We start from the raw sequence: 24,846 nt of genomic DNA on the forward strand, positions 1-24,846 counted from the left end.
TGGATGCGGGGGAATGTTTATGGGTTGGGCGAAAAAACGGCATATTCACGGGAGTCATCAAGATGACAGCAGTTCCGCTTTGGTTGATTGAGAACGTACGTTTGCCCGATCGCGAAGGGCTATGGCAGATCGCGATAGATAAAGGCTGTTTTGGCGATATCACCCCGATGGGCGATGCGCGCAGCGAAAGTTATGAAGTGCTCAATGCCCGCGGTGGGCTCGCGATCCCGCCATTTATTGAACCGCATATTCATCTCGATACCACCCAAACTGCCGGCGAGCCAAACTGGAACCAGTCCGGGACGCTGTTTGAGGGGATTGAGCGCTGGGCAGAACGTAAGGCGCTATTGAGTCACGAAGATGTGAAGGCCCGGGCGTGGAAGACGCTGAAATGGCAAATCGCCAACGGGATTCAGTTTGTCCGCACGCACGTTGACGTGTCTGACCCGACGTTGACGGCATTAAAGGCGATGCTGGAGGTGAAACAGGAGGTAGCGCCATGGGTAGATTTGCAGATAGTCGCCTTCCCCCAGGAGGGGATCTTATCCTACCCCAATGGTGAGGCCTTGCTGGAGGAGGCCCTGCGGCTCGGGGCCGATGTGGTCGGCGCCATTCCGCACTTTGAGTTTACCCGCGAGTATGGTGTGGAATCGCTGCATATCGCGTTCCGTCTGGCGCAGCAGTATCAACGCCCGCTGGATATTCACTGCGATGAAATTGACGACGAGCAGTCGCGGTTTGTCGAAACGGTGGCGGCTCTGGCGTTGAAAGAGGGCATTGGCCCACGGGTTACGGCCAGCCATACCACCGCGATGCACTCCTATAACGGCGCCTATACTTCGCGGTTGTTTCGGTTACTAAAGCTCTCGGGAATCAACTTTGTTGCTAACCCGCTGGTCAATATTCATCTCCAGGGGCGGTTTGACGATTATCCAAAACGCCGTGGCATCACCCGGGTGAAGGAGCTGATGGCGGCGGGTATTAACGTTTGTTTCGGTCACGATGATGTTTTCGACCCGTGGTACCCGCTGGGCACCGGCAATATGCTGCAGGTGCTGCATATGGGGTTACATGTCTGTCAACTGATGGGCTATCAGCAGATCAACGATGGGCTGAAGCTGATTACCGACAACAGCGCCCGTACCTTTGGTCTGCACGATTACGGTATTGTGCCGGGCTATCCCGCGAATCTGGTTATTCTGCCGGCGGAGAATGGCTTTGAAGCGGTTCGCTGTCAGGTACCGGTTCGCTGGTCGATTCGTCAGGGACGGGTGATTGCCACAACGCAACTGGCGCAGACCTGGATCCAGACCGACAGAGGAGGAGAGGAGCTGTTCTTTAGTCGAAACAGCCCCTTCACTGACGCAAAGGGGCCAACAAAGGCTTAGTGGGAGGTCGCAGCCGCGTTGTGCTGGCGGTGGCGGGAGACGAAACCAAGGATTAAGCACATCACAAAGACCACGGCGTAGAGGCCGTTAGCGGTGTGCAGCGCTGCCAGCGGGCCGCTGGCAGCCACAATCGGACCGGTCACCACGAAGGTCAGCATTGTGCCGATGGTGCCGCAGGTAAGTACAAAGTTCACCAGTTTCGGCGACGCGACTTTGGTTTGTAGCGAACCCAGCGTAATAAGCGAGGTGTAAATCGCGCTGGAGAAGAAGCCGAGGGTCAGAATAAACCACGGCATATGCTCCGGTGAACCGTTGATGAACAGGTACATCAGCACGGTGGCGAGACCAGCCAGTACGGTCAGGATGCGCTGCAGGTCGAAGAAGCGCAGGATGAAGCTGAACGACCACATACCAATCATGTACGACATCCAGAAATCACTCACCAGCTTACCGCCATCGGCCAGGCTCATGCCCAGGGTCTTGGCATACTCCGGTACCCAGGAGATAAAGCCCAGTTGACCGAGGATGTAGCACAGCGCCGCAATTGCGAGGAACAGCACGCCGATGCCCCATTTTTCTTTCACGACCGGCTGGTTATCCTGCTGTGCTTTTTTGCCAAGAACCGGGAACTCACAGCCGAAGGTCAGAATAAAAATGGCAACGTAGACCAGCCCAATGCAGGCATAAACCCAGTACCACTCGATACTGCGGGCCAACAGGAATGCGGCGACCATCGGGAAGATCATCCCCGCCATGCTGAAGAAGGAGTCGGTAAACAGCAAACGCGCGCCACGCTGGCGGCCTTCATACATGTGGGTGATCAGGAAGGTCCCGATCGACATGGTGATCCCGCTGACCAGCCCCAGAACGAACATGGACGCGGAGAACAGAGCCAGGCTGTGGCTAAACATCAGCCCGGCAACGGCCAGGACCATCAGAATGAAGCCAAAACGCAGCTGGGTTTTCAGCGGCACAATTTCCATCAGCCAGGCGTTCAGGAAGATAGAGATCAGGATACCGGCGTTGAGGAAAGTAAAGGTGTTGCTCATACTGGAGACGGGCAAATGGAAATAATCGGCGATATTTCCCATCACCATTCCGGTGACGATCACCAGCGCGCCGGTGAGGGCGTAGGAAAAGAAGCTGATCCATGTGAGCTTGATACGATTGCTGTTAGTCATGACTGGCCTGTGAATAGAAATGTAAAGCGCATTGACTGCGCCAGGGCGGACAGATTTTATTCATTCGAGTGATGTAAGCAAACGTTTATTATGCAATGAAATGCTTTTTGCATGGATTAGTGTGATTTGGATCGCCTTTATTTATCGCGCTGGTCAATGCGTGCGCCGTAACAACTATTTCAGCTACGTAAAATTAGGTAAAAGGCTGGCCCAGGATGCAAAGGCTCTTTAGAATCAAAGCACTTGCTTTTTATTCTGCTCCGTTAAGGAATTCCCATGCTCAAATCAACTCTGGCGGCGGTGGTTGCCGTTTTCGCCATTTCAGCTTTCTCTCCGGCAATGGCAGCGAAGGGCGATCCTCATGTACTGCTGACGACGTCTGCGGGCAATATTGAGCTGGAGTTAAATAGCCAGAAAGCACCGATTTCCGTGGATAACTTCCTGAAGTACGTGAACAGCGGCTTCTATAACAATACGACCTTCCATCGCGTGATTCCGGGCTTCATGGTGCAGGGCGGCGGCTTTAACGAACAGATGCAGCAGAAGCAGCCGAACCCGCCGATTAAAAACGAAGCCGATAACGGTCTGCGCAATACCCGCGGTACTATCGCAATGGCGCGTACCGCCGATCAGGACAGCGCTACCAGCCAGTTCTTCATTAACATTGCGGACAACGCCTTCCTTGACCACGGGCAGCGTGATTTTGGCTATGCGGTCTTCGGCAAAGTGGTGAAAGGCATGGACGTGGCGGATAAGATTTCCCAGGTTCAGACGCACAACGTCGGACCGTACCAGAATGTACCGTCCAAACCTGTTGTTATCCTCTCAGCAAAAGTCCTGCCGTAAGCCTTTCTGTGCGCGGGTAACATTGCCCGCGCCTCGTCGGCCTCTCTGCGTAACCTGAAATTGCTGCTTATACTTGTGGCAAACAGGGGACGATAAGGGAGGCGACCATGCGTTCACTCACCGATAAGCAAAAATCCCAGCTCTGGGAACAGACCCGCAATGTGAATTTTCAGGCCAGCCGTCGCCTGGAGGGGGCAGCGATCCCGCTGGTGACGCTGACTGCCGAGCAAGCGCTGGCGCGTCTTGCCGAGATCAGGAGGCGCCATGAGCAGTAAATATGGCGACGATCGCGACCCTTACCTCTACCCTGCGCTCAATGTGATGCGTAACCGTCTCGGTATTCGTCAGGCGCAGCGGCTGGAGCAAACGGCCTGGGAAATCACCTCCCTGCGTGCGGCGACGCTGCCGCTGGGACCGCGCGGCCGCGGGCTACCCTACCTCTGTTTCATTCATCATCAGCTCTATCAGGATATCTTCGACTGGGCGGGGCAATTCAGAGAAGTCGATATCTATCAGGGGGATACTCCTTTCTGCCATTTTGCGTGGATTGAGAAAGAGGGCAATGCGCTGATGCGGGCGCTGGAGGAAGAGGGCTACCTCAGCGGAATCAGCCGCGCGACGTTCGTCACGCGTCTGAGTTGGTACTACGGGGAAATCAACGTCCTGCACCCGTTTCGCGTCGGTAGCGGCCTGGTTCAGCGAATTTTCTTTGAACAGTTGGCTCTTCACGCCGGGTTTGTGCTCGACTGGCGGGATATCGACCCCGATAGCTGGAGCCAGGCTAACCAGCTGGGGGCGATGGGCGATCCCGAACCCCTTGAGCGGATCTTTCGCAAAGTGGTAAGCGAAGCGTGAGAATCTGAGTAGAATAGCCCGGTTTTATTCTTTCCGGAGCCGCTATGATCCTGCTTATCGACAACTATGATTCTTTCACCTGGAACTTGTACCAGTACTTCTGTGAACTGGGGGCGGAAGTGCTGGTCAGGCGCAATGATGAGCTGACGCTTGAGGAGATCGCGGCGTTGATGCCGGAGAAAATCGTGATCTCTCCCGGGCCCTGTACGCCAAATGAGTCAGGCATTTCGCTGGCGGTGATTGCTCGTTATGCCGGTCAGGTTCCGCTGCTGGGCGTTTGTCTTGGCCATCAGGCCATCGCCCAGGTCTTTGGGGCCACTATCGTGCGAGCGGCGAAAGTGATGCACGGCAAAACTTCTCCCATCTATCATAACGGGCAGGGGGTCTTTCAGGGGCTGAATAATCCGCTGACCGTTACTCGCTACCACTCTCTGCTGATTGATCCCGCGACGCTTCCCGAATGCTTTGAGGTGACGGCCCGCAGTGAAAGCGGAGAGATTATGGCGATTCGCCATCGGGAGTGGGATCTCGAAGGGGTACAGTTCCACCCGGAAAGTATTCTCAGCGAGCAGGGACATCAACTGCTGGCAAACTTCCTCAATCGATGATTTGTAGTTGCCATTGATTGATTTTTTATGCATATTTTGTGATTAGATTATCACAATAATGACCGCATAACGAAGAAGGATGGCATGACATGGCAACTGAGCAACCGGTAATTACCCGCGCCACATTCGATGAAGTTATTCTGCCGATTTATGCACCGGCAGAATTCATCCCGGTCAAAGGTAAAGGTAGCCGCGTATGGGATCAGCAGGGCAAAGAGTACGTTGATTTCGCGGGCGGGATTGCGGTGACGGCGTTAGGTCATTGTCATCCGGCTCTGGTCGCGGCGCTGCATGAGCAGGGCGAAACCTTGTGGCATACCAGCAATGTCTTTACCAACGAGCCGGCGCTGCGTCTGGGTCGTAAGCTGGTGGAGGCCACCTTCGCCGAACGCGTGGTGTTCATGAACTCCGGCACCGAAGCGAACGAAACGGCGTTCAAGCTGGCGCGCCACTACACCATTACCCGTCACAGTCCGTATAAGACCAAAATCATCGCCTTCCATAATGCCTTCCACGGCCGTTCGCTGTTCACGGTATCGGTGGGCGGGCAGCCAAAATATTCTGATGGCTTCGGCCCGAAACCGGCGGACATTATCCACGTGCCGTTTAACGATCTGCATGCGGTTAAGGCCGTTATGGACGATCATACCTGCGCGGTGGTTGTGGAGCCGATTCAAGGAGAAGGCGGCGTGATGGCGGCGACGCCGGCGTTCCTGAAAGGACTGCGCGAACTCTGCGATGAGCATCAGGCGCTGCTGGTATTTGATGAAGTTCAGTGCGGCATGGGGCGTACCGGTTCGCTGTTTGCATATATGCACTATGGCGTGACGCCGGACATTCTTACCAGCGCCAAAGCGCTGGGCGGTGGCTTCCCGATCAGCGCCGTACTGACCACCAACGATATTGCCAGCGCATTCCACGCCGGTTCCCACGGTTCGACCTACGGCGGTAACCCGCTGGCCTGCGCCGTGGCCGGGGCGGCATTTGACCTGATTAATACCCCGGAGGTGCTGGAGGGCGTGAAGGCGAAGCGCGAGCTGTTTGTGCAGCATCTCCAGCAAATTGACGCGCAGTTTGACCTGTTCAGCGATATCCGCGGTATGGGGCTGTTGATTGGCGCGGAGCTTAAGCCGCAGTATAAGGGCCGGGCTCGTGATTTTCTCTATGCCGCGGCAGATGCCGGCGTGATGGTGCTGAATGCCGGGCCGGATGTGATGCGCTTTGTCCCTTCGCTGGTCATCGACGAGCAGGATATTGCCGAAGGCATGGCCCGCTTTGCCCAGGCGGTAAAGCAGGTTCTTAACGCTTAATCGCGCGTAGCCAGATGCCGTGATGCGGGCGCTGACGCCATGCCACCGAGGAGATGGTGTGCATGGTGTTCAGATGGTCGAGGATCCGCTGCAGATGTTGCTCCATCGTACTTAACGGCCCCCGGCTCACCTCCACATCCTGCGACTCCATAATATTGACATCGCCAGCGCTGCCGGGACCATCGGAATCCAGCCGCTGCTGGCAACGCTGGAGCGCAATCTCACAAGATTCCAGATAGCGTCGGGCCAGCTCCGGCGTCAGCATCGTATGCTCGCGGGCCAGGGTGGTCATCGCGTTGATATGCTCAACAATAAACTGGCTGTGGGTGACCCACAGTTTCATGTCGTCAAGATAGTGTGTGTTAAAACCGGGTTCCTGCATGGCCTGATTCAGCGAGTTATACAGCGAGTTATGCGCCTGATTGACGCGCATCCGGCGATAGGCCAGCGCCGGAGCCTGATGATCGTCGCTAAGAATCAGCCTGATCGCTTCCTGATCGGCTTCCAGCGCGTCGTGAGCGTTCTTACGCAGTAGCCCGCTTTGCCATTGCGGCCATAGCCAGACCATGCCGCCAAAGGCGATAAGGCAGCCGATAAGCGTATCGATAAGCCTGGCGACAATATACTGCTCGCCGTTGAGCGTCAGAAGCTGCAGGGTATACACCGCCGTCACGGTAAAGCCAACCATCGCCCAGCCATAATGCTTGCGGATAATCAGGTAGCTCAGCAGCGTGACGAGCAGCATCGCGGAGAGCGTATAACCCTCCGGGACATGGAAGTGCAACGCCAGTCCGGCGATGGCCAGACCGGCAAGCGTACCTGCCGCCCGATGGACGATACGTACCCGCGTCGCGCCGTAGCCGTTTTGGGTTACAAAAAGCACCGTCATCAGGATCCAGTAAGGCTTGGGAAGGTTCAGGGCACTTCCCATCAGGCTTGCGGCCGTTAACATCACGCAGATACGCGCAGCGTTACGTAACGCCGGTGATTTTAACGAGAGATAGTTTTTTAGCGCGGGCAGCAGCGGCAGACGGCGCTCTTTATCCGCCATCAGGTTGCGAGCGTACAGCGGGCGCTGGGTACGCAGCACCCGGGCTATTCGGCTGAAGTGCCAGGCGCAGAACTGCCCTACCGGGTTGTCCGGATGCTGCCAGGCAATTTTCTCCAGCGCGCCGATCTGCTTATCCATGTTAAAGCGCTGCGGATAGCGGTGGTACAGGATGTCATCGGCCAGCACCCGCAGGCGAGCGGCAACGGTTTGCGCGTTCCAGCGGATCACCGCCTCGGCATGGCTGCGCTCTACCAGTTTTTGTACTTCTTCGGGTTGGTGCAGGCTGACGGAGATATGTTCCTGCAAATCCAGCGCCATCTGAAACGCCCGCAGCAGGCGCTTGTGGTCATTGCGCTGGTTCGCCGCCAGCATATGCATCTGCTGGTAGCATTGGGTGATCAGGTCCACCACCTTCTGCTGGCGCGTGAGCAGCGGCGGCAGTGAAGTGGTGGGATCGATATGCTGGGTCAGCAGGCTGTATTTGGCTTCGCAGTAGTTAGCCAGCTCGCGATAGAGCAGGCTCAGCGATTCGCGCAGCGGCTGCTCGCGCCATAGCCAAAACCAGAACCAGTTAAACAGACCGTACCACAGCGTCCCGAGGGCGTAGATCAGCAGTGGCTCCCAGACGGGCATGTTTCCGGCAAGGCTCAGGGTAAAGATCGCGGCAATCAACGAAGCGGGCAGAAGCCTGGCGTGCAGAGAGCTGATCTCCGCCGTTACGCCGAGCAGCAGCGCCAGGCCGCTGAGAATCAAAGGTAGCGGGATCGCCTGCTGAAGCAGAAGCTGGACGACCAGACTACAGCCGGCGAACAGCGAACCGCCAATAATCAAGCGTTTAAAAAAACGTTTGTGCGGCGTATCCAGACCGGCGACGTTACAGCAGGCGGGCACCAGCGAGAACAGCAGACCTTGCTGTAAATGACCGAGGAGGAGGCCGATTGCGACAGGCAAACACAACACCAGCGTTTGCCGCAGTGCATAGTTGACTTCCGGGTGATAAATCAGCCTGCGCCACATAGAGGGAAAACAAAAACGGCGTATTGCGCAAGCAATACGCCGTTTTATCGACTTAACGCGTACCGTATACGACGATAGTTTTACCGTGTGCGGAGATCAGGTTCTGATCTTCCAGCATCTTCAGGATACGGCCAACGGTTTCGCGGGAACAGCCAACGATCTGACCAATTTCCTGACGGGTAATTTTAATTTGCATACCATCAGGGTGGGTCATCGCATCCGGCTGTTTTGCCAGGTTCAACAGCGTCTGAGCGATGCGCCCGGTGACGTCGAGGAAGGCAAGGTTACCCACTTTTTCTGAGGTCACCTGCAGACGGCGAGCCATCTGCGACGACAAGCGCATCAGGATATCCGGGTTAACCTGAATGAGCTGACGGAATTTTTTGTAGGAGATTTCGGCCACTTCACATGCGGTTTTCGCACGTACCCAGGCGCTACGCTCCTGGCCTTCTTCAAACAAGCCTAATTCACCGATGAAATCGCCCTGGTTGAGGTAAGAGAGGATCATCTCTTTACCTTCTTCATCCTTGATGAGCACAGCCACAGAGCCTTTGACGATGTAGTACAACGTTTCTGCTTTTTCACCCTGGTGGATCAGCGTGCTTTTAGATGGGTACTTATGAATGTGGCAATGAGACAAGAACCATTCGAGGGTAGGGTCTGTTTGCGGTTTGCCAAGCACCATGCGCGGTTATCCTCTGTTATAAGCTATCTCCGGGTGCCGACACTACACGGCATCCGGGCATGCAATCGTATTGTTTCCCTATGCCTGGGAAACGGGCTGGTGATTTTTCTTCAGCCTGTAATGTGAACTCCTCTGCATACATGCAGTACATCAATGTAATACTGTAGCATCCCGACTGTTTTAGCATAGCTTTTGCCGCATGTCTCCTGGTGTCTCGCTTCAGCATGATGCAGGTCGCCTTCCGTTGCGAGAATTGTTATGTACGCGTAATCTGTCAGGAAAATTGCAACCTTGGAGTTAAATTTTATGCAAGCTCGTGTGAAATGGGTTGAAGGGTTAACCTTCATCGGAGAGTCGGCGTCAGGTCACCAGATTCTGATGGACGGCAACTCCGGAGATAAAGCGCCAAGCCCAATGGAGATGGTGCTGATGGCGGCGGGCGGATGCAGCGCGATCGATGTCGTGTCTATTTTGCAGAAAGGTCGTCACAACGTGACTAACTGTGAAGTCAAGCTGACGTCTGAACGTCGGGAAGAGGCGCCGCGTCTGTTTACCCATATCAACATGCATTTTATTGTCACCGGCAAGGAGCTGAAAGATGCGGCCGTCTCCCGTGCGGTGGATCTGTCGGCGGAGAAATACTGCTCGGTGGCGCTGATGTTGCAAAAAGCGGTGAACATCACCCACTCGTTTGAGGTGGTAGAGGCGTAATGCCAGATACCCGGTGGCGCGATGCTTACCGGGTTGACACCGTCTTGCAGGCCGGCGCAAGCGTAGCGCCGGCCGCGAATTTAAATTGCTTTACCTTCCATCAAGCGCTCCACCAGCGGCGTCATGATGAGCTCCATCGCCAGCCCCATTTTCCCGCCAGGCACCACCAGCGTATTGATATGCGAGATAAACGAGCCCTGTAGCATCGCCAGCAGCCAGGGAAAATCGATATCCGGTAGGTTGCGGAAGTGGATCACCACAAAGCTTTCATCCAATGACGGAATGCCCTTCGCCGCAAACGGGTTGGAGGTGTCGACAGTGGGGACGCGCTGGAAGTTGATATGGGTGCGCGAAAACTGCGGTGTGATGAAGTTGATATAGTCTTCCATTGAACGGACCACGGAATCCATCACCGCTTCACGGGAGTGACCTCGTTCACTGGTATCGCGGATGAGCTTCTGAATCCATTCCAGGTTGACGATAGGCACCACGCCAACCAGCAGGTCGACATTCTGCGCGACGTTATACTGCGGCGTGACAACCCCGCCGTGCAGCCCTTCATAAAACAGGACATCGGTCGGTTCCGGTAGCGGTTGCCACGGTGTGAATGTGCCCGGTACCTGATTCCACGGCACCGCCTCATCATAGGTATGCAAATACTTGCGCGACTGGCCGCTACCGTTACGCCCGTACTCAAGGAAGGTGTTTTCCAGCAGGCCGAAGTCGTTGGCTTCCGGGCCGAAGTAGCTGATGTGTTTCCCCTGATCGCGCGCTTTGCGGATCGCCATGTCCATTTCCGGGCGGGTATAGCGATGGAAGCTGTCGCCTTCTACCTCCGCGGCACGCAGGTTTAGCTGGGCGAAAATTTTACGAAAGGCGAGGCTGGTGGTCGTGGTTCCCGCGCCGCTGGAGCCCGTGACGGCAATCACCGGATGTTTGGCAGACATAACAACTCCCAGATTAAACGATGTGTGGCGCCGCCTTAGCCGTGAAACTGCTTGCGGGGCATGATGTTGACCGTCTCGTGCAGTTCTGACCACACCAGCACGGCTTCTCCGCTTTTCAATTGCTGTTTGACGTCGGCGACTTTATCCGCCAGCGAGCGTTCATGTTCACCATAATCGGTGCCTTCACGCAACACAAAGCTTTCGATCAGGTTATCCAGCGTTTCGGGATCCAGATCGTGCCAGGGAATAATCATTTTTGTGCTCCCAACCAACGGGTTAACCAGTCCGGGATACGCTTTTCCAGCCACATTTCCGGTTTGCGCAGCGTGCCGCCGACGAATCCGACGTGTCCGCCATTTTCGGTCAGCTGATACTCGACGTTTACCGGGAGCTGCTCTTGCGGCGGAATGGAGTGGTGGTCCATAAAAGGATCGTCCTTCGCATGAATGATCAGCGTCGGTTTCGTAATGTCGCTGAGGCGCGGCATGGCGCTGCACTGGCGATAGTAGTCCAGCGCATCGGCGAATCCGTGAATCCTGGCGGTGATCATATCGTCAAACTCGCGGATGCGGCGCATACCTTTGAGCTGGCGGAGATCAACCGGTAGCGAGCCGGGATAGGCTTTCAGCTTACGCGCGGCGTTGGCCTTTAACAGATTGAGCAGATAACGCTGATAGACCCGGGAAAAGCCCTTGTCCATATGATAGCTGCAGGCTTCGAGCATGAACGGGGCTGAGACAATAACCGCGGCATCAAGCGGGACATTATCACCTTCTTCGGCCAGCAGGCAGCCCAGCATATTACCGCCCAGCGAATAGCCGACGGCAGCGGTCGGCACCGCACCCCATTCGCGTTGTAGCCAGTGCAGGAACCAGCGGCCATCTTCGGTTTCACCCGAATGATAGATGCGGTTATTGCGGTTGGGTTCGCCGCTACAGCCGCGGAAATGCATCACCACGCCCAGCCAGCCGCGCTGCATGGCTGCATGGATAAGGCCATGAGCATAGGGGCTGTGCAGGCTACCCTCCAGCCCGTGGAACACCACCAGTCGCGGTTTGTGTTGCGCCCCGGCGGGGTCTTCGCTCCACGCCAGATCGACAAAATCACCGTCCGGGAGCTCAAGTCGCTGCCAGTGCGGCGTGAATCCCAGCTTACGGCGAATCAGGCGCGGCAGCATGGTCTGCAGATGACGATTGCCCACGCCGCGCATAGGGTGAAACTCACGCGAGTCGTTTTCGGGGGGCGTCATTTCTGTGGGGGTGATTTCAACCATAGCACCAGAGCAGTTAATCATCTTATAAAACAGTATACCGCGCATGAAGTGCGCAGGTTATCCAATATGTGGTCTTGCGGCCTGTGCTATAGGTTACACGAAATTGAAGCCGGATGAGGACTGCTCTTGCGGGATAAAGATGGCACGCTGCCCGGGAAGGCTGGAAGGGGAAACAGCCACCGCCAGGAGCGAATGGCTGTGGGGCTGGCTTAAAACATGCTGTTGCCGCTGGCGGTTTTTTCCGGAACCGTCTGAATAACATCCCAGTGCTCAACGATCTTGTTCTGCGCATCGAGGCGGAAAATATCGATAATCGCCCGGGTGACGCCCGGCTCGCGGCCGGTGGACGCAACGTGCAGAACGACATAGTCGCCGTCGACAATCACGCGTTTAATCTCGCTGTGAGAGTCGGGGAATTTCTCTTTCAGAAAGGCGATGAATTGACGAAAGCCTTCGGGCCCATCCTTCGCACCAGGATTATGCTGGATATACTCGTTTCCGAGGTAGGTTTTTGCGGCATCAAAGTCTTTATCGTTCAACGCTTTATTATAAAAAGCGATGACGTTTTCTTTGTTTTTCAATTCGCTCGCGCTGTAGGCGGCAAAAGCGGAGTGGGTCAGGGCACAAAGCAGTGAGAGGGAGATAAGCGTTTTTTTTACCATAGCAATGCCTCTTCGCAGATGAGTGTTGCGGTTTATAGCAGGGGCATATAACGGCGCGTTCCCATAACTCAGCGCCACTGCGTTTATACTCCCTGCCCTATCATAACCCGTTTTAACCTTCCTGTAGCATCTGTTCCAGCTGCTCTTGTGCATCCAGCCAGGCCATTTCACACTCTTCGAGACCGGATTTGGCACTGGCCTGTTGCTGCAGACAGCTGGTCAGCTCTGCTTTGCGGGAGGCATCATACAGCCCGCTGTCGCCGAGCTTCTCTTCCGCCTGGGCGAGCTGCGCGTTGAGCTTATCCATCTCTTTTTCGAGGCGGCTAATCTCTTTACGCAGCGGCTGAGTGAGCGTCCGTAATTCCGCTTCCCGACGTTTCTGGTCTTTGCGGGCCTGTGCGCTGTTACCGCTCTCTTTCGCAACGTCAGACGACGAGCTCTCCTGTTTCTGCGAGTCGCTGAGCCACTGCTGATAATCTTCCAGGTCGCCATCGAACTGCTCGACTTTACCGTCATGCACCAGATAGAGATCGTCGGTGGTGGAACGGATCAGGTGGCGATCGTGCGAGACCACCACCAACGCGCCTTCGAAATCAATCAGCGCTTCGGTCAAGGCCTGACGCATATCGAGATCGAGGTGGTTCGTCGGTTCATCGAGCAGCAGAAGGTTAGGTCTCTGCCAGACGATCAACGCCAGCACCAGGCGGGCTTTTTCACCACCGGAGAAACGCTGCGTCTCTTCGTTGACCTTATCGCTCTGGAAACCAAATCCGCCGAGATAGTCGCGCAGTTTCTGCTCTGTCTCCTGAGGTGCCAGGCGTGCCAGATGCTGTAACGGGGATTCGTCAGCGCGCAGAAACTCCAGCTGATGCTGAGCGAAGTAGCCGAGCTTAATACCTTTAGCGAGGCCAATCTCGCCATGCAGCGGCTGGAGTTCGCCGGCCAGCAGCTTGATCAGCGTCGACTTGCCGGCGCCGTTTCGCCCTAACAGGCCAATGCGTGAACCGGGCACCAGGTTTAGTTTGATAGAGTCCAGAATCACCCGTTCGCCGTAGCCGGCGCTGACTTTTTCCATTTTCAGCAGCGGGTTTGGCAGGCTTTCCGGCGCGCGGAAACTAAAGTGGAACGGGTTATCGACGTGAGCCGGTGCGATAAGCTCCATGCGTTCCAGCATTTTAATGCGGCTCTGGGCCTGCTTGGCCTTGGTGGCCTTGGCGCGAAAGCGGTCGATATAGCTTTGCAGATGGGCGACGCGCAGCTGCTGGCTTTCATACATCGACTGCTGCTGTGACAGGCGGGTTGCGCGCTGCACTTCAAACGAGCTGTAGTTGCCGGTGTATTCGAACATCGTTTGCTGTTCGATATGAATAATTTTATCGACGATCGGATCCAGGAAGTCACGATCGTGAGAAATCAGAATCAGCGTGCCGGTGTAGCCTTTCAGCCATTTTTCCAGCCAGATGACCGCATCGAGATCGAGGTGGTTAGTCGGTTCATCGAGCAGCAGCAGATCGGAACGACAAATCAGCGCCTGCGCGAGGTTCAGGCGCATACGCCAACCGCCGGAAAAGTCGCTGACCGGGCTTTCAAGCTGCTCATTACTGAATCCCAGCCCGTGCAGCAGACTGGCGGCGCGCGAACGGATGGTCCAGGCATCGATGGCATCCAGTTTGCCGTGCACCGTCGCGATGGCGTGGCCGTCATTGCGCTCGTTGGCCAGTTTTAAATCGGCTTCGAGCTGGCGATATTCGCGATCGCCATCAATAACATAATCAATGGCTGGCTGCGGCAGCGCAGGGGTTTCCTGATTAACCCACGCCAGCTGCCAGTTACCCGGAAAGGTCATACTGCCGCCGTCGGCGCTAATCTCGTTTTTCAAAAGCGACAGCAGCGTGGATTTGCCGCAGCCGTTTTTGCCCACCAGGCCGACCTTCTGGCCAGGATTGATGGTGGCGGTGGCGTTGTCCAGGAGGACCCGTACGCCGCGACGAATTTGTAACGAGGAGAAAACAATCATAAGGCGCCGTATGTTCTGACTATGTTAGTTTGTCATTATGATAATGTAATGTGGTAGCAAATTGCTCCACCGGGCCGCAATGGTAGCCCAAAACGAAGACGATACACAAAGTCATTCTGGTTGCGTCGGGACGCAGCCGTTGTGCAGGCCACCAGAAGACGTTCGGGAGGGGAATGATGTCTCAGACAGCGAAGGTTTTGCTGCTGTATGCCCACCCAGAATCCCAGGATTCCGTGGCCAACCGGGTTTTACTTGAACCGGCTTTACAGTTGCCTAATGTCACCGTGCACGATCTCTATGCACACTACCCAGATTTTTTTATCGATATTGCCCACGAGCAGGAGCTGTTGCGCCAGCATGAGGTGATTGTTTTCCAGCATCCGCTCTATACGTGGAGCTGCCCGGCATTGCTGAAGGAGTGGCTGGACAGAGTGCTGACCCGCGGCTTTGCCAGCGGCGCCGGAGGGAACCAGCTTGCGGGAAAGTACTGGCGTAGCGTGATTACCACCGGTGAGCCCGAGAGCGCCTACCGACGCGATGCCAATCGCTATCCCATGAACGACATCCTGCGCCCATTTGAACTGACTGCCGGCATGTGCCGGATGCACTGGATGAGCCCGATTATTGTCTACTGGGCTCGCCGACAATCGCCTGCCGATCTGAAAAATCACGCGCGTGCTTATCGCGACTGGCTGGCTAATCCCATCGCGGCAGGAGGCATAAATGGAGGGCGCTGATCTGCTTTTAGCGGGAGTCCTGTTTCTGTTTTCTGCCGTGGTGGCGGTGCCGTTGGCCGCCCGGCTCGGCATCGGCGCGGTATTAGGCTATCTGCTGGCCGGCATTGCGATTGGCCCCTGGGGGCTGGGTTTTATTAGCGATGTTGATGAGATTTTGCACTTCTCCGAACTGGGCGTCGTGTTCCTGATGTTCATCATCGGGCTGGAGTTGAATCCGTCTAAGCTCTGGCGCCTGCGCAGCTCCATTTTTGGCGTCGGGGCGGCGCAGGTTGTGCTCAGCGCGGGTATTCTTGGCGGATTACTCATTGTGACCGGGTTTTCCTGGCAGGCGGCGGTGGTCGGCGGTATTGGTCTGGCGATGTCGTCTACGGCAATGGCGCTGCAGTTGATGCGTGAGAAAGGAATGAGTCGCAGCGAGTCCGGACAGCTGGGGTTTTCGGTGCTGCTGTTTCAGGATCTGGCGGTGATCCCCGCGCTGGCTCTGGTACCGCTGCTGGCCGGTTCCGGTGATGACCATCTTAACTGGGTGACCGTCGGGCTGAAGGTTCTGGCCTTCGCCGGGATGCTTATTGGCGGCCGTTTTCTGCTGCGACCTGTTTTTCGGTTTATCGCCGGCTCCGGGGTGCGAGAAGTATTTACCGCCGCAACGCTGCTGCTGGTACTGGGTTCGGCCCTGTTTATGGATGCGCTCGGTCTGTCTATGGCGCTCGGTACTTTTATCGCCGGCGTTCTGCTGGCTGAAAGCGAGTATCGCCATGAGCTGGAGATCGCCATCGAGCCGTTTAAAGGGCTCTTGCTTGGGTTGTTCTTTATTTCCGTCGGCATGGCATTGAATCTGGGCGTGCTCTATACCCACTTACTGTGGGTGGCGGCAAGCGTTGCCGTGCTGGTGGCGGTAAAAAGTCTCGTGTTGTACGGCCTGGCGCGGGTATACGGGGTGCGTAGCTCGGAACGGATGCAGTTTGCGGGAGTGCTGAGCCAGGGGGGCGAGTTTGCGTTTGTGCTGTTCTCACTGCCGGCCTCGCTGCGACTGTTCGAAAACGATCAGATGGCGCTGCTGCTGGTCACGGTCACGCTATCGATGATGACAACGCCGCTGTTGATGACGCTTATCGATCAAATTCTCTCCCGGCGCTTTAACCAACCGGAAGAAGAGGATGAAGCGCCGTGGGTTGAGGACGATAAACCGCAGGTGATTATTGTCGGCTTTGGCCGCTTCGGGCAGGTTATTGGTCGTTTGCTGATGGCCAATAAAATGCGGATTACCGTGCTGGAGCGCGATATCAGTGCGGTTAACCTGATGCGTAAATATGGCTATAAAGTCTATTTTGGCGATGCGACGCAGCTGGAGCTTCTGCGCTCGGCGGGGGCGGAGGATGCGCAGTCGATTGTTATCACTTGTAACGAGCCGGAAGATACCATGAAGCTGGTGGAGATGTGTCAGCAACACTTTCCGCATCTGAATATTCTGGCGCGCGCCCGGGGGCGTGTTGAGGCGCATGAATTGCTGCAGGCCGGCGTGAAGCAGTTCTCGCGTGAAACGTTTTCCAGCGCGCTGGAGTTGGGGCGCAAAGCATTGATTACCTTGGGCATGCACCCGCATCAGGCGCAGCGCGCGCAGCTGCACTTCCGTCGTCTGGATATGCGAATGCTGCGTGAGTTAATGCCCGTGAATACTGATACGCTGCAGATATCACGCGTGCGGGAGGCTCGCCGGGAGCTGGAAGAGATTTTCCAGCGCGAGATGCAGAAAGAGAGCAGGCAGCTTGACGGTTGGGATGAGTTTGAATAAGGGTCAAATAATGATGGCAGTGCGTAAACGTTTTATTGCCGGCGCAAAATGTCCGGCGTGTCAGGCGCAGGATTCTCTGGCAATGTGGCGTGAGAATAATGTCGATATTGTTGAGTGTGTTAAGTGTGGCCACCAGATGCGTGAGGCGGATAAAGAGGCGCAGGAGCACGTCCGTAAAGATGAACAAGTGATTGGCATTTTTCATCCGGACTAGCGTTATCTGTCGCCTTTTTTTAAGCTAGAGGGTACACGGCTGCAGAATTCCGCTACAATCTGCGCCACTATTCTTCCCATGCTCAGGAGATATCATGAAAGTAGCAAAAGACCTGGTGGTCAGCCTGGCCTATCAGGTACGTACAGAAGACGGTGTGTTGGTTGATGAGTCTCCGGTAAGCGCGCCGCTGGACTACCTGCATGGTCACGGCTCCCTGATTTCCGGCCTGGAAAATGCGCTGGATGGCCATGAAGTGGGCGACAAATTTGACGTAGAAGTCGGCGCGAACGATGCGTACGGCCAGTACGACGAAAATCTGGTTCAGCGTGTTCCTAAAGACGTCTTCATGGGCGTTGATGAACTGCAGGTTGGCATGCGTTTCCTGGCGGAAACCGACCAGGGTCCAGTGCCGGTTGAAATCACCGAAGTGGACGACGAGCACGTCGTGGTTGATGGTAACCACATGCTGGCTGGCCAGAATCTGAAGTTCAACGTTGAAGTTGTTGCGATTCGCGAAGCGACTGCAGAAGAGCTGGAGCACGGTCACGTGCACGGTGCCCACGGCCACGATCATGACCACGATCATGAAGGTTGCTGCGGCGGCCACGGCCACGATCACGACCACGGTCATGAACATGGCAAAGGTGGTTGTGGTAACGGCGGCTGCGGTTGCCACTAATACCCATCGTCTTTCAGGCCGCAGGCGCGTTGGCCTGGCTTTCAAACCCCGGTGACATCGTTCTCTATGCTGCCGGGAGTTCTCAAGCCTGCCGCCATTCTGCGACTCGACATTCTTAGGGTATTCAATCCGGTAGACATAGTGCTGCCGGAGATAGTCAAGCGGGGAAACCCGCTTTTTTTACGCCTCAATAATGTGGCGGGGGCGTTTCTTCTGCCTGTGATGCGATGTGCGATGATTGGGTCGCTTTCAGTTTTTCAACCATCAAGCGCATATGTTCACGCATCTTCGCCATTTCGATCTCATGGGCGGTGACGGTCTTGTTGAGGTCTTCAATGGTGATTTCCTGAAACGCCAGCCGGCTTTCCAGCTCCGCCAGGCGAGTCTCCAGTGTACTGTCGTGCATGAGTAACCTCTTCTGTCTTATCTCGCGAGCGGATTCTACTCAACTTTCACCCTTCGCGCAGCAACCTCGCGTAAGACAGGAAACTTATTTATACAAAAATAGTCTCAAAACTGGCGATATTCAGGAAGGTCTGTATGTAGATTTGCTCTGCAACGTTCTATAGTACCTTTTTTGCTTTTTACGATAACCTTGGGGTGAGATGCCCCGGCCCTGGAGAAATGGATGAAATCACTGTTTAAAGTAACGCTGCTGGCGACCACGATGGCTGTCGCCCTGAATGCACCGCTGACCTTTGCGGCTGATACTGCCGCGAAGACGGCACCTGCAACGGATAGCAAAGCGGCATTTAAAAATGACGATCAAAAATCTGCTTATGCGCTGGGTGCTTCACTGGGACGTTACATGGAAAACTCCCTGAAAGAACAAGAAAAACTGGGTATCAAGCTGGATAAAGATCAGCTGATTGCCGGTGTTCAGGATGCGTTTGCGAATAAAAGCAAACTGTCCGATCAAGAAATCGAGCAGACTCTGCAAACCTTCGAAACCCGCGTAAAAACTGCTGCTCAGCAGAAAATGGAAAAAGACGCGACTGAAAACGATGCTAAAGGCAAAGCCTATCGCGATACCTTCGCAAAAGAGAAGGGCGTAAAAACCTCTAAATCTGGCCTGCTGTACAAAGTTGAGAAAGAAGGGACCGGCGACGCACCGAAAGACAGTGACACTGTTGTCGTGAACTACAAAGGTACGCTGATTGACGGTAAAGAGTTCGATAACTCCTACACCCGCGGTGAGCCGCTCTCCTTCCGTCTGGACGGCGTTATCCCGGGCTGGACCGAAGGCCTGAAAAATATCAAGAAAGGCGGCAAAATCAAGCTGGTCATCCCACCGGATCTGGCTTACGGCAAAACTGGCGTCCCGGGTATTCCGGCTAACTCCACGCTGGTCTTCGACGTAGAACTGCTGGATATCAAACCGGCACCGAAAGCCGATGCCAAGCCTGAAGCGGCGGCGGATGCCAAAGCTGACGCACAAAGCGCAGACGCGAAGAAGTAATCTGGTCTAAGCCGCCGCCGTTAAAGGCGGCGGCTTTTTTATTTGGGGCAGATATAATTAAAACTGGAAAGTGCCTCAAGCGCTGTATTACTTTAGTTAGCTTAATAATGATGATGAGCCTGCCCTGACAAGCTACACCTCATCTTTCAAGCTGCCTCTGCATTGGCTGCATCCGCTTATTCCGGTTACGCACTGGAGTCAGCCCTGAGACGTGATAAGAGACATGTTTGCCTCTTACCTCGCCAGCTTACGGCTGGTCAAATTCGTTGTGACGAATGTCTCGGACGTGCACCCCTCAGCGCACCTTGAACGGTTTTGTGTAAAAAATGACAGGCTCCTGAAAAGGAGTGCTTTTTTTCATGTCCAGGTCGCTTTTAACCAACGAAACCAGTGAGCTTGACCTGCTGGATCAACGTCCTTTCGACCAGACCGACTTCGATATCCTCAAATCCTATGAAGCGGTTGTGGACGGGTTAGCGATGCTCATTGGTTCCCATTGTGAGATCGTGCTGCATTCTTTACAGGATCTGAAATGCTCCGCCATCCGCATCGCCAACGGTGAGCATACCGGGCGCCAAATCGGCTCGCCGATAACCGATCTTGCGCTGCGCATGCTGCATGATATGACGGGGGCCGATAGCAGCGTATCCAAGTGCTACTTTACGCGGGCTAAGAGCGGAGTCCTGATGAAGTCCGTCACGATCGCCATTCGCAACCGTGAGCATCGGGTCATCGGTCTGCTGTGCATCAACATGAACCTTGATGTGCCGTTCTCACAGATAATGAGCACCTTTATTCCGCCGGAAACGCCGGAGGTGAACTCTCAGGTTAACTTTGCCTCGTCAGTCGATGATTTGGTCGCTCAAACTCTTGAGTTCACTATCGAAGAAGTGAATGCCGATCGTAATGTTTCCAACAATGCTAAAAATCGCCAGATTGTCCTGAATCTCTACGAGAAAGGGATCTTTGATATCAAAGATGCCATCAACCAGGTTGCCGATCGGCTGAATATTTCCAAACATACGGTCTATCTCTATATTCGTCAGTTCAAGAGCGGCGATTTCCAGGGGCTGGATAAGTAATGCGTTTTGCCATTACGGTAACGGGGCCAGCCTACGGTACTCAGCAGGCCAGCAGCGCCTGGCAGTTTGCCCAGGCCGTTTTGCAAGAGGGTCATGATCTGGTCTGTGTCTTCTTCTATCGTGAAGGTGTCTACAACGCAAACCAGCTGACGGCGCCCGCCAGCGATGAATTTGATCTGGTACGCGCGTGGCAGCGGCTGCATGACGATCATGCTGTCGCGCTGCACATCTGCGTGGCGGCAGCCCTGCGTCGCGGTGTCACCGATGAACAAGAAGCTCAGCAGCTGGGGTTACCGGGTCATAATCTGCAGCCCGGATTTACGCTGAGCGGCCTGGGCGCGCTGGCGGAAGCCTCATTAACCTGCGATCGGATGGTGCAGTTCTGATGAAACGCGTTGCTTTTGTTTTTTCTTCTGCCCCGCATGGTTCTGCTTCGGGTCGGGAAGGTCTGGATGCGCTGCTGGCGACCTCCGCGCTGAGCGATGAGATCGGCGTATTCTTTGTCGGCGACGGCGTCTTTCAGCTGCTGCCCGGGCAACAACCGTCGGCGATACTTGCCCGCGATTACATCGCGACCTTTAAACTCTTGCCGCTGTACGATATTGACGCGTGCTGGATATGTGCAGCGTCTGCCCGCGAACGCGGCCTGAATGCCGGGACGGCGTGGGTGGTGGATGCCGAGTGGCTTGAGCCCGAAGCGCTGCGCGCCCGACTCGATGATTTCAACGTGATTTTACGTTTCTGAGGCCCGAATGCTCCACACACTCAGCTCGTCCCCGTGGCACACCGATCTCCGCGCGATGCTACGCCTGGTAAAGGATGGCGACGATCTCCTGCTGCTTTCTGATGGCGTGATTGCGGCCATCGCCGGCGGACCTTTCCTTGAAATCCTGCGCTCTGCCCCCATAACCATTCATGCTCTGCAAGACGATATCGATGCCCGCGGGCTGGCTGGTCAAATTGCGGACAGTGTCGTCAGGGTTGGCTATACTGATTTCGTCAGAATGTCGGTCAAACATCCTGGACAGTTGTCCTGGTAATGGCGGGATCGTTGTATATTTCTTGACACCTTTTCGGCACCGCCCTAAAATTCTGCGTCCTCATATTATATGAGGCGATTTATTACGTGTTTACGAAGCAAAAGCTAAAACCAGGAGCTATTTAATGGCAACAATTAACCAGCTGGTACGCAAACCACGCGCACGCAAAGTTGCAAAGAGCAACGTGCCTGCACTGGAAGCCTGCCCGCAGAAACGTGGCGTATGTACTCGCGTATATACTACCACTCCTAAAAAACCGAACTCCGCACTGCGTAAAGTTTGCCGTGTTCGTCTGACTAACGGTTTCGAAGTCACCTCCTACATCGGCGGTGAAGGTCACAACCTGCAGGAACACTCCGTGATCCTGATCCGTGGCGGTCGTGTTAAAGACCTTCCGGGTGTTCGTTACCACACCGTTCGTGGTGCGCTTGACTGCTCCGGCGTTAAAGACCGTAAGCAAGCTCGCTCCAAGTATGGCGTGAAGCGTCCTAAGGCTTAATGGTTCTCCGTTAAGTAAGGCCAAACGTTTTATATTAATGTCAAACTAAACTCTTTGAGTTTTGGACAATCCTGAATTAACAACGGAGTATTTCCATGCCACGTCGTCGCGTCATTGGTCAGCGTAAAATCCTTCCAGATCCTAAGTTCGGATCAGAACTGCTGGCAAAATTTGTAAACATCCTGATGGTAGATGGTAAAAAATCTACTGCAGAAGCTATCGTATACAGCGCGCTGGAGACCCTGGCTCAGCGCTCTGGTAAAAATGAACTGGAAGCTTTCGAAGTCGCTCTGGACAACGTCCGTCCGACCGTCGAAGTTAAGTCCCGCCGCGTAGGTGGTTCTACTTACCAGGTTCCAGTTGAAGTCCGTCCGGTTCGTCGTAATGCCCTGGCAATGCGTTGGATCGTAGAAGCTGCTCGTAAACGTGGTGATAAATCCATGGCTCTGCGTCTGGCGAACGAACTTTCTGACGCTGCAGACAACAAAGGTACTGCAGTTAAGAAACGTGAAGACGTTCACCGCATGGCAGAAGCCAACAAGGCGTTCGCTCACTACCGTTGGTAATCCCTTCGGAGTCATAGTCACCAGGCGGGCGCTTCAGGTAAGTCGCCCGTGCTGGATAACTTAACTGAACGCCTAAAGAAATAAACGAGGAATCAAATGGCTCGTACAACACCCATCGCACGCTACCGTAACATCGGTATCAGTGCGCACATCGACGCCGGTAAAACCACTACTACCGAACGTATTCTGTTCTACACCGGTGTAAACCACAAAATCGGTGAAGTTCATGACGGCGCAGCAACCATGGACTGGATGGAGCAGGAGCAGGAGCGTGGTATCACTATCACCTCCGCAGCGACTACTGCATTCTGGTCTGGTATGGCTAAGCAGTATGAACCGCATCGCGTTAACATCATCGACACCCCGGGGCACGTTGACTTCACTATCGAAGTAGAACGTTCCATGCGTGTGCTTGATGGTGCGGTAATGGTTTACTGCGCAGTTGGTGGTGTTCAGCCGCAGTCTGAAACCGTATGGCGTCAGGCAAACAAATATAAAGTTCCGCGCATTGCGTTCGTTAACAAAATGGACCGCATGGGTGCGAACTTCCTGAAAGTTGTTGGTCAGATCAAAACCCGTCTGGGCGCGAACCCGGTTCCGCTGCAGCTGGCAATTGGTGCTGAAGAAGGTTTCACCGGTGTTGTTGACCTGGTGAAAATGAAAGCCATCAACTGGAACGAAGAAGACGCAGGCGTAACCTTCACCTATGAAGATATCCCGGCTGACATGCAGGATCTGGCTGAAGAATGGCACCAGAACCTGATCGAGTCCGCTGCAGAAGCTTCAGAAGAGCTGATGGAGAAATACCTGGGTGGTGAAGAACTGACTGAAGAAGAGATCAAAAAAGCTCTGCGTCAGCGTGTTCTGAACAACGAAATCATCCTGGTAACCTGTGGTTCTGCGTTCAAGAACAAAGGTGTTCAGGCGATGCTGGATGCGGTAATTGATTACCTGCCATCCCCGGTTGATGTACCTGCGATCAACGGTATTCTGGACGACGGTAAAGATACCCCGGCTGAGCGTCACGCTAGCGATGAAGAGCCGTTTGCTGCTCTGGCATTTAAAATCGCTACCGACCCGTTCGTGGGTAACCTGACCTTCTTCCGCGTTTACTCCGGTGTGGTTAACTCTGGTGATACCATCCTGAACTCCGTGAAATCTGCACGTGAGCGTTTCGGTCGTATCGTACAGATGCACGCTAACAAACGTGAAGAGATCAAAGAAGTTCGCGCGGGCGACATCGCTGCTGCTATCGGTCTGAAAGACGTGACTACTGGTGACACCCTGTGTAACCCGGATCACCCGATCATTCTGGAGCGTATGGAATTCCCTGAGCCGGTAATCTCCATCGCTGTTGAACCGAAAACCAAAGCTGACCAGGAAAAAATGGGTCTGGCTCTGGGTCGTCTGGCGAAAGAAGACCCGTCATTCCGCGTATGGACTGACGAAGAATCTAACCAGACCATTATCGCCGGTATGGGTGAGCTGCACCTCGACATCATCGTTGACCGTATGAAGCGTGAATTCAACGTTGAAGCGAACGTCGGTAAACCTCAGGTTGCTTACCGCGAAGCGATTCGTGCGAAAGTTACCGATATCGAAGGTAAACATGCCAAGCAGTCTGGTGGTCGCGGTCAGTATGGTCATGTTGTTATCGACATGTACCCGCTGGAGCCGGGCTCAAATCCGAAAGGATACGAGTTCATCAACGACATCAAAGGTGGTGTAATTCCTGGCGAATACATCCCGGCCGTTGATAAAGGCATCCAGGAACAGCTGAAAGCTGGTCCGCTGGCAGGTTACCCGGTAGTTGATCTCGGCGTGCGTCTGCACTTCGGTTCTTACCATGACGTTGACTCCTCTGAACTGGCGTTTAAACTGGCCGCTTCTATTGCCTTCAAAGATGGCTTTAAGAAAGCGAAACCAGTTCTGCTTGAGCCGATCATGAAGGTTGAAGTAGAAACTCCGGAAGAGAACACTGGTGACGTCATCGGTGACCTTAGCCGTCGTCGTGGTATGCTGCGTGGTCAAGAATCCAACGTTACTGGCGTTGTGATTCACGCTGAAGTTCCGCTGTCTGAAATGTTCGGATATGCAACTCAGCTGCGTTCTCTGACCAAAGGTCGTGCTTCTTACTCCATGGAGTTCCTGAAGTATGATGACGCGCCGAACAACGTTGCTCAGGCCGTAATTGAAGCCCGTGGTAAATAAGCCGTAGGGTTAAAAC

At 54.7% G+C, this 24,846-nt stretch carries 28 protein-coding genes; 19 read left to right on the forward strand and 9 right to left on the reverse strand.

Annotated features, from left to right (window positions below):
- The first annotated feature begins 62 nt into the window (after positions 1-62).
- On the forward strand, positions 63-1,388 hold the full coding sequence (locus tag DSD31_RS02025; RefSeq protein WP_015585619.1) for a cytosine deaminase: 1,326 nt from the start codon (positions 63-65) through the stop codon (positions 1,386-1,388).
- Here the strand turns inward: DSD31_RS02025 and tsgA are convergent.
- Entirely contained in the window at positions 1,385-2,569 is a 1,185-nt protein-coding gene (tsgA, locus tag DSD31_RS02030; RefSeq protein ID WP_048023439.1) for an MFS transporter TsgA, read from the reverse strand. The genes DSD31_RS02025 and tsgA overlap by 4 nt on opposite strands.
- 276 nt (positions 2,570-2,845) lie before the next feature.
- Here tsgA and ppiA point away from each other — a divergent pair, with 276 nt between their 5' ends.
- The 5 genes from ppiA (at position 2,846) to argD (ending at position 6,188) form a co-directional block, all read left to right on the forward strand.
- Positions 2,846-3,415 (forward strand): peptidylprolyl isomerase A, encoded by a 570-nt coding sequence (ppiA, locus tag DSD31_RS02035; protein WP_004868429.1) that lies wholly within the window; start codon positions 2,846-2,848, stop codon positions 3,413-3,415.
- A 107-nt stretch (positions 3,416-3,522) separates the two neighbouring features.
- Positions 3,523-3,690, forward strand: coding sequence for a YhfG family protein (locus DSD31_RS02040; RefSeq protein ID WP_015585620.1), 168 nt, complete (start codon positions 3,523-3,525; stop codon positions 3,688-3,690).
- Positions 3,680-4,270 carry a putative adenosine monophosphate-protein transferase Fic gene (locus DSD31_RS02045; protein WP_004868424.1) on the forward strand — a complete coding sequence of 197 codons (591 nt, stop codon included), beginning with the start codon at positions 3,680-3,682 and terminating at the stop codon, positions 4,268-4,270. Before DSD31_RS02040 ends, DSD31_RS02045 begins: the two co-directional genes overlap by 11 nt.
- A gap of 44 nt (positions 4,271-4,314) precedes the next feature.
- Positions 4,315-4,878, forward strand: coding sequence for an aminodeoxychorismate synthase component 2 (pabA, locus tag DSD31_RS02050; RefSeq protein ID WP_004868423.1), 564 nt, complete (start codon positions 4,315-4,317; stop codon positions 4,876-4,878).
- 89 nt (positions 4,879-4,967) lie between these two features.
- The gene (gene argD / locus DSD31_RS02055) at positions 4,968-6,188 is read left to right on the forward strand and encodes a bifunctional acetylornithine/succinyldiaminopimelate transaminase (RefSeq protein WP_004868421.1); all 1,221 of its coding nucleotides are present in this window, start codon (positions 4,968-4,970) and stop codon (positions 6,186-6,188) included.
- Here the strand turns inward: argD and DSD31_RS02060 are convergent.
- Complete coding sequence (locus DSD31_RS02060; protein WP_004868420.1) at positions 6,178-8,256, reverse strand: YccS/YhfK family putative transporter; 2,079 nt, start codon at positions 8,254-8,256, stop codon at positions 6,178-6,180. The two genes, argD and DSD31_RS02060, sit on opposite strands and share 11 nt — an antisense overlap.
- 52 nt (positions 8,257-8,308) lie before the next feature.
- Positions 8,309-8,941 carry a cAMP-activated global transcriptional regulator CRP gene (gene crp / locus DSD31_RS02065; protein ID WP_000242758.1) on the reverse strand — a complete coding sequence of 211 codons (633 nt, stop codon included), beginning with the start codon at positions 8,939-8,941 and terminating at the stop codon, positions 8,309-8,311.
- A gap of 306 nt (positions 8,942-9,247) precedes the next feature.
- On the opposite strand from crp, the gene DSD31_RS02075 reads away from it, so the two are divergent.
- On the forward strand, positions 9,248-9,652 hold the full coding sequence (locus DSD31_RS02075) for an OsmC family protein (protein WP_004868418.1): 405 nt from the start codon (positions 9,248-9,250) through the stop codon (positions 9,650-9,652).
- Positions 9,653-9,732: 80 nt separating this feature from the next.
- Here DSD31_RS02075 and DSD31_RS02080 read toward each other — a convergent pair whose 3' ends face one another.
- The 5 genes from DSD31_RS02080 to DSD31_RS02100 all read right to left on the reverse strand — a co-directional run bounded on the left by DSD31_RS02080 (position 9,733) and on the right by DSD31_RS02100 (position 14,551).
- Positions 9,733-10,599, reverse strand: a complete 867-nt coding sequence (locus DSD31_RS02080; protein WP_004868415.1) for a phosphoribulokinase — start codon at positions 10,597-10,599, stop codon at positions 9,733-9,735.
- A 35-nt stretch (positions 10,600-10,634) separates the two neighbouring features.
- A complete protein-coding gene (locus DSD31_RS02085; protein WP_004868412.1) occupies positions 10,635-10,853 on the reverse strand; it encodes a YheU family protein in 219 nt (72 codons plus the stop codon).
- On the reverse strand, positions 10,850-11,872 hold the full coding sequence (locus tag DSD31_RS02090) for a hydrolase (protein ID WP_015585622.1): 1,023 nt from the start codon (positions 11,870-11,872) through the stop codon (positions 10,850-10,852). The genes DSD31_RS02085 and DSD31_RS02090 overlap by 4 nt, the downstream gene beginning before the upstream one ends.
- Positions 11,873-12,081: 209 nt before the next feature.
- Positions 12,082-12,534: a nuclear transport factor 2 family protein gene (locus DSD31_RS02095; protein WP_004868408.1), complete on the reverse strand. Its 453-nt coding sequence runs from the start codon at positions 12,532-12,534 to the stop codon at positions 12,082-12,084.
- A gap of 112 nt (positions 12,535-12,646) precedes the next feature.
- Positions 12,647-14,551 (reverse strand): ABC transporter ATP-binding protein, encoded by a 1,905-nt coding sequence (locus DSD31_RS02100; protein WP_004868406.1) that lies wholly within the window; start codon positions 14,549-14,551, stop codon positions 12,647-12,649.
- Positions 14,552-14,724: 173 nt separating this feature from the next.
- Between DSD31_RS02100 and kefG the strand changes: the two genes are divergently transcribed.
- From kefG to slyD, 4 genes are all read left to right on the forward strand, one after another.
- A complete protein-coding gene (gene kefG / locus DSD31_RS02110; RefSeq protein ID WP_048023446.1) occupies positions 14,725-15,288 on the forward strand; it encodes a glutathione-regulated potassium-efflux system ancillary protein KefG in 564 nt (187 codons plus the stop codon).
- A complete protein-coding gene (kefB, locus tag DSD31_RS02115; protein ID WP_044347772.1) occupies positions 15,275-17,080 on the forward strand; it encodes a glutathione-regulated potassium-efflux system protein KefB in 1,806 nt (601 codons plus the stop codon). Before kefG ends, kefB begins: the two co-directional genes overlap by 14 nt.
- A gap of 13 nt (positions 17,081-17,093) precedes the next feature.
- On the forward strand, positions 17,094-17,294 hold the full coding sequence (locus tag DSD31_RS02120) for a YheV family putative zinc ribbon protein (RefSeq protein WP_015585624.1): 201 nt from the start codon (positions 17,094-17,096) through the stop codon (positions 17,292-17,294).
- A gap of 94 nt (positions 17,295-17,388) precedes the next feature.
- Positions 17,389-17,973 carry a peptidylprolyl isomerase gene (slyD, locus tag DSD31_RS02125; protein WP_004868397.1) on the forward strand — a complete coding sequence of 195 codons (585 nt, stop codon included), beginning with the start codon at positions 17,389-17,391 and terminating at the stop codon, positions 17,971-17,973.
- 187 nt (positions 17,974-18,160) lie between these two features.
- On the opposite strand, the gene DSD31_RS02130 is transcribed toward slyD, so the two are convergent.
- Positions 18,161-18,379 carry a protein SlyX gene (locus DSD31_RS02130; RefSeq protein WP_004868395.1) on the reverse strand — a complete coding sequence of 73 codons (219 nt, stop codon included), beginning with the start codon at positions 18,377-18,379 and terminating at the stop codon, positions 18,161-18,163.
- 222 nt (positions 18,380-18,601) lie between these two features.
- On the opposite strand from DSD31_RS02130, the gene fkpA reads away from it, so the two are divergent.
- The 8 genes from fkpA (at position 18,602) to fusA (ending at position 24,830) form a co-directional block, all read left to right on the forward strand.
- A complete protein-coding gene (gene fkpA, locus DSD31_RS02135; protein ID WP_015585625.1) occupies positions 18,602-19,432 on the forward strand; it encodes an FKBP-type peptidyl-prolyl cis-trans isomerase in 831 nt (276 codons plus the stop codon).
- A gap of 359 nt (positions 19,433-19,791) precedes the next feature.
- Entirely contained in the window at positions 19,792-20,514 is a 723-nt protein-coding gene (locus tag DSD31_RS02140; protein WP_004868391.1) for a helix-turn-helix transcriptional regulator, read from the forward strand.
- The gene (tusD, locus tag DSD31_RS02145; RefSeq protein ID WP_015585626.1) at positions 20,514-20,900 is read left to right on the forward strand and encodes a sulfurtransferase complex subunit TusD; all 387 of its coding nucleotides are present in this window, start codon (positions 20,514-20,516) and stop codon (positions 20,898-20,900) included. Before DSD31_RS02140 ends, tusD begins: the two co-directional genes overlap by 1 nt.
- Positions 20,900-21,259, forward strand: coding sequence for a sulfurtransferase complex subunit TusC (gene tusC, locus DSD31_RS02150; RefSeq protein WP_113990811.1), 360 nt, complete (start codon positions 20,900-20,902; stop codon positions 21,257-21,259). The genes tusD and tusC overlap by 1 nt, the downstream gene beginning before the upstream one ends.
- A gap of 7 nt (positions 21,260-21,266) precedes the next feature.
- Positions 21,267-21,554, forward strand: a complete 288-nt coding sequence (gene tusB / locus DSD31_RS02155; RefSeq protein ID WP_004868385.1) for a sulfurtransferase complex subunit TusB — start codon at positions 21,267-21,269, stop codon at positions 21,552-21,554.
- Positions 21,555-21,678: 124 nt separating this feature from the next.
- Positions 21,679-22,053, forward strand: coding sequence for a 30S ribosomal protein S12 (gene rpsL / locus DSD31_RS02160; protein WP_002920115.1), 375 nt, complete (start codon positions 21,679-21,681; stop codon positions 22,051-22,053).
- Between the two features lie 95 nt (positions 22,054-22,148).
- A complete protein-coding gene (gene rpsG, locus DSD31_RS02165) occupies positions 22,149-22,619 on the forward strand; it encodes a 30S ribosomal protein S7 (protein ID WP_004106370.1) in 471 nt (156 codons plus the stop codon).
- A gap of 96 nt (positions 22,620-22,715) precedes the next feature.
- Positions 22,716-24,830 carry an elongation factor G gene (gene fusA, locus DSD31_RS02170; RefSeq protein ID WP_004868382.1) on the forward strand — a complete coding sequence of 705 codons (2,115 nt, stop codon included), beginning with the start codon at positions 22,716-22,718 and terminating at the stop codon, positions 24,828-24,830.
- The last annotated feature ends 16 nt before the right edge of the window (positions 24,831-24,846 follow it).

The organism is Klebsiella sp. X13, assembly GCF_003323835.1.
Classification (GTDB): Bacteria; Pseudomonadota; Gammaproteobacteria; order Enterobacterales; family Enterobacteriaceae; genus Klebsiella; species Klebsiella ornithinolytica.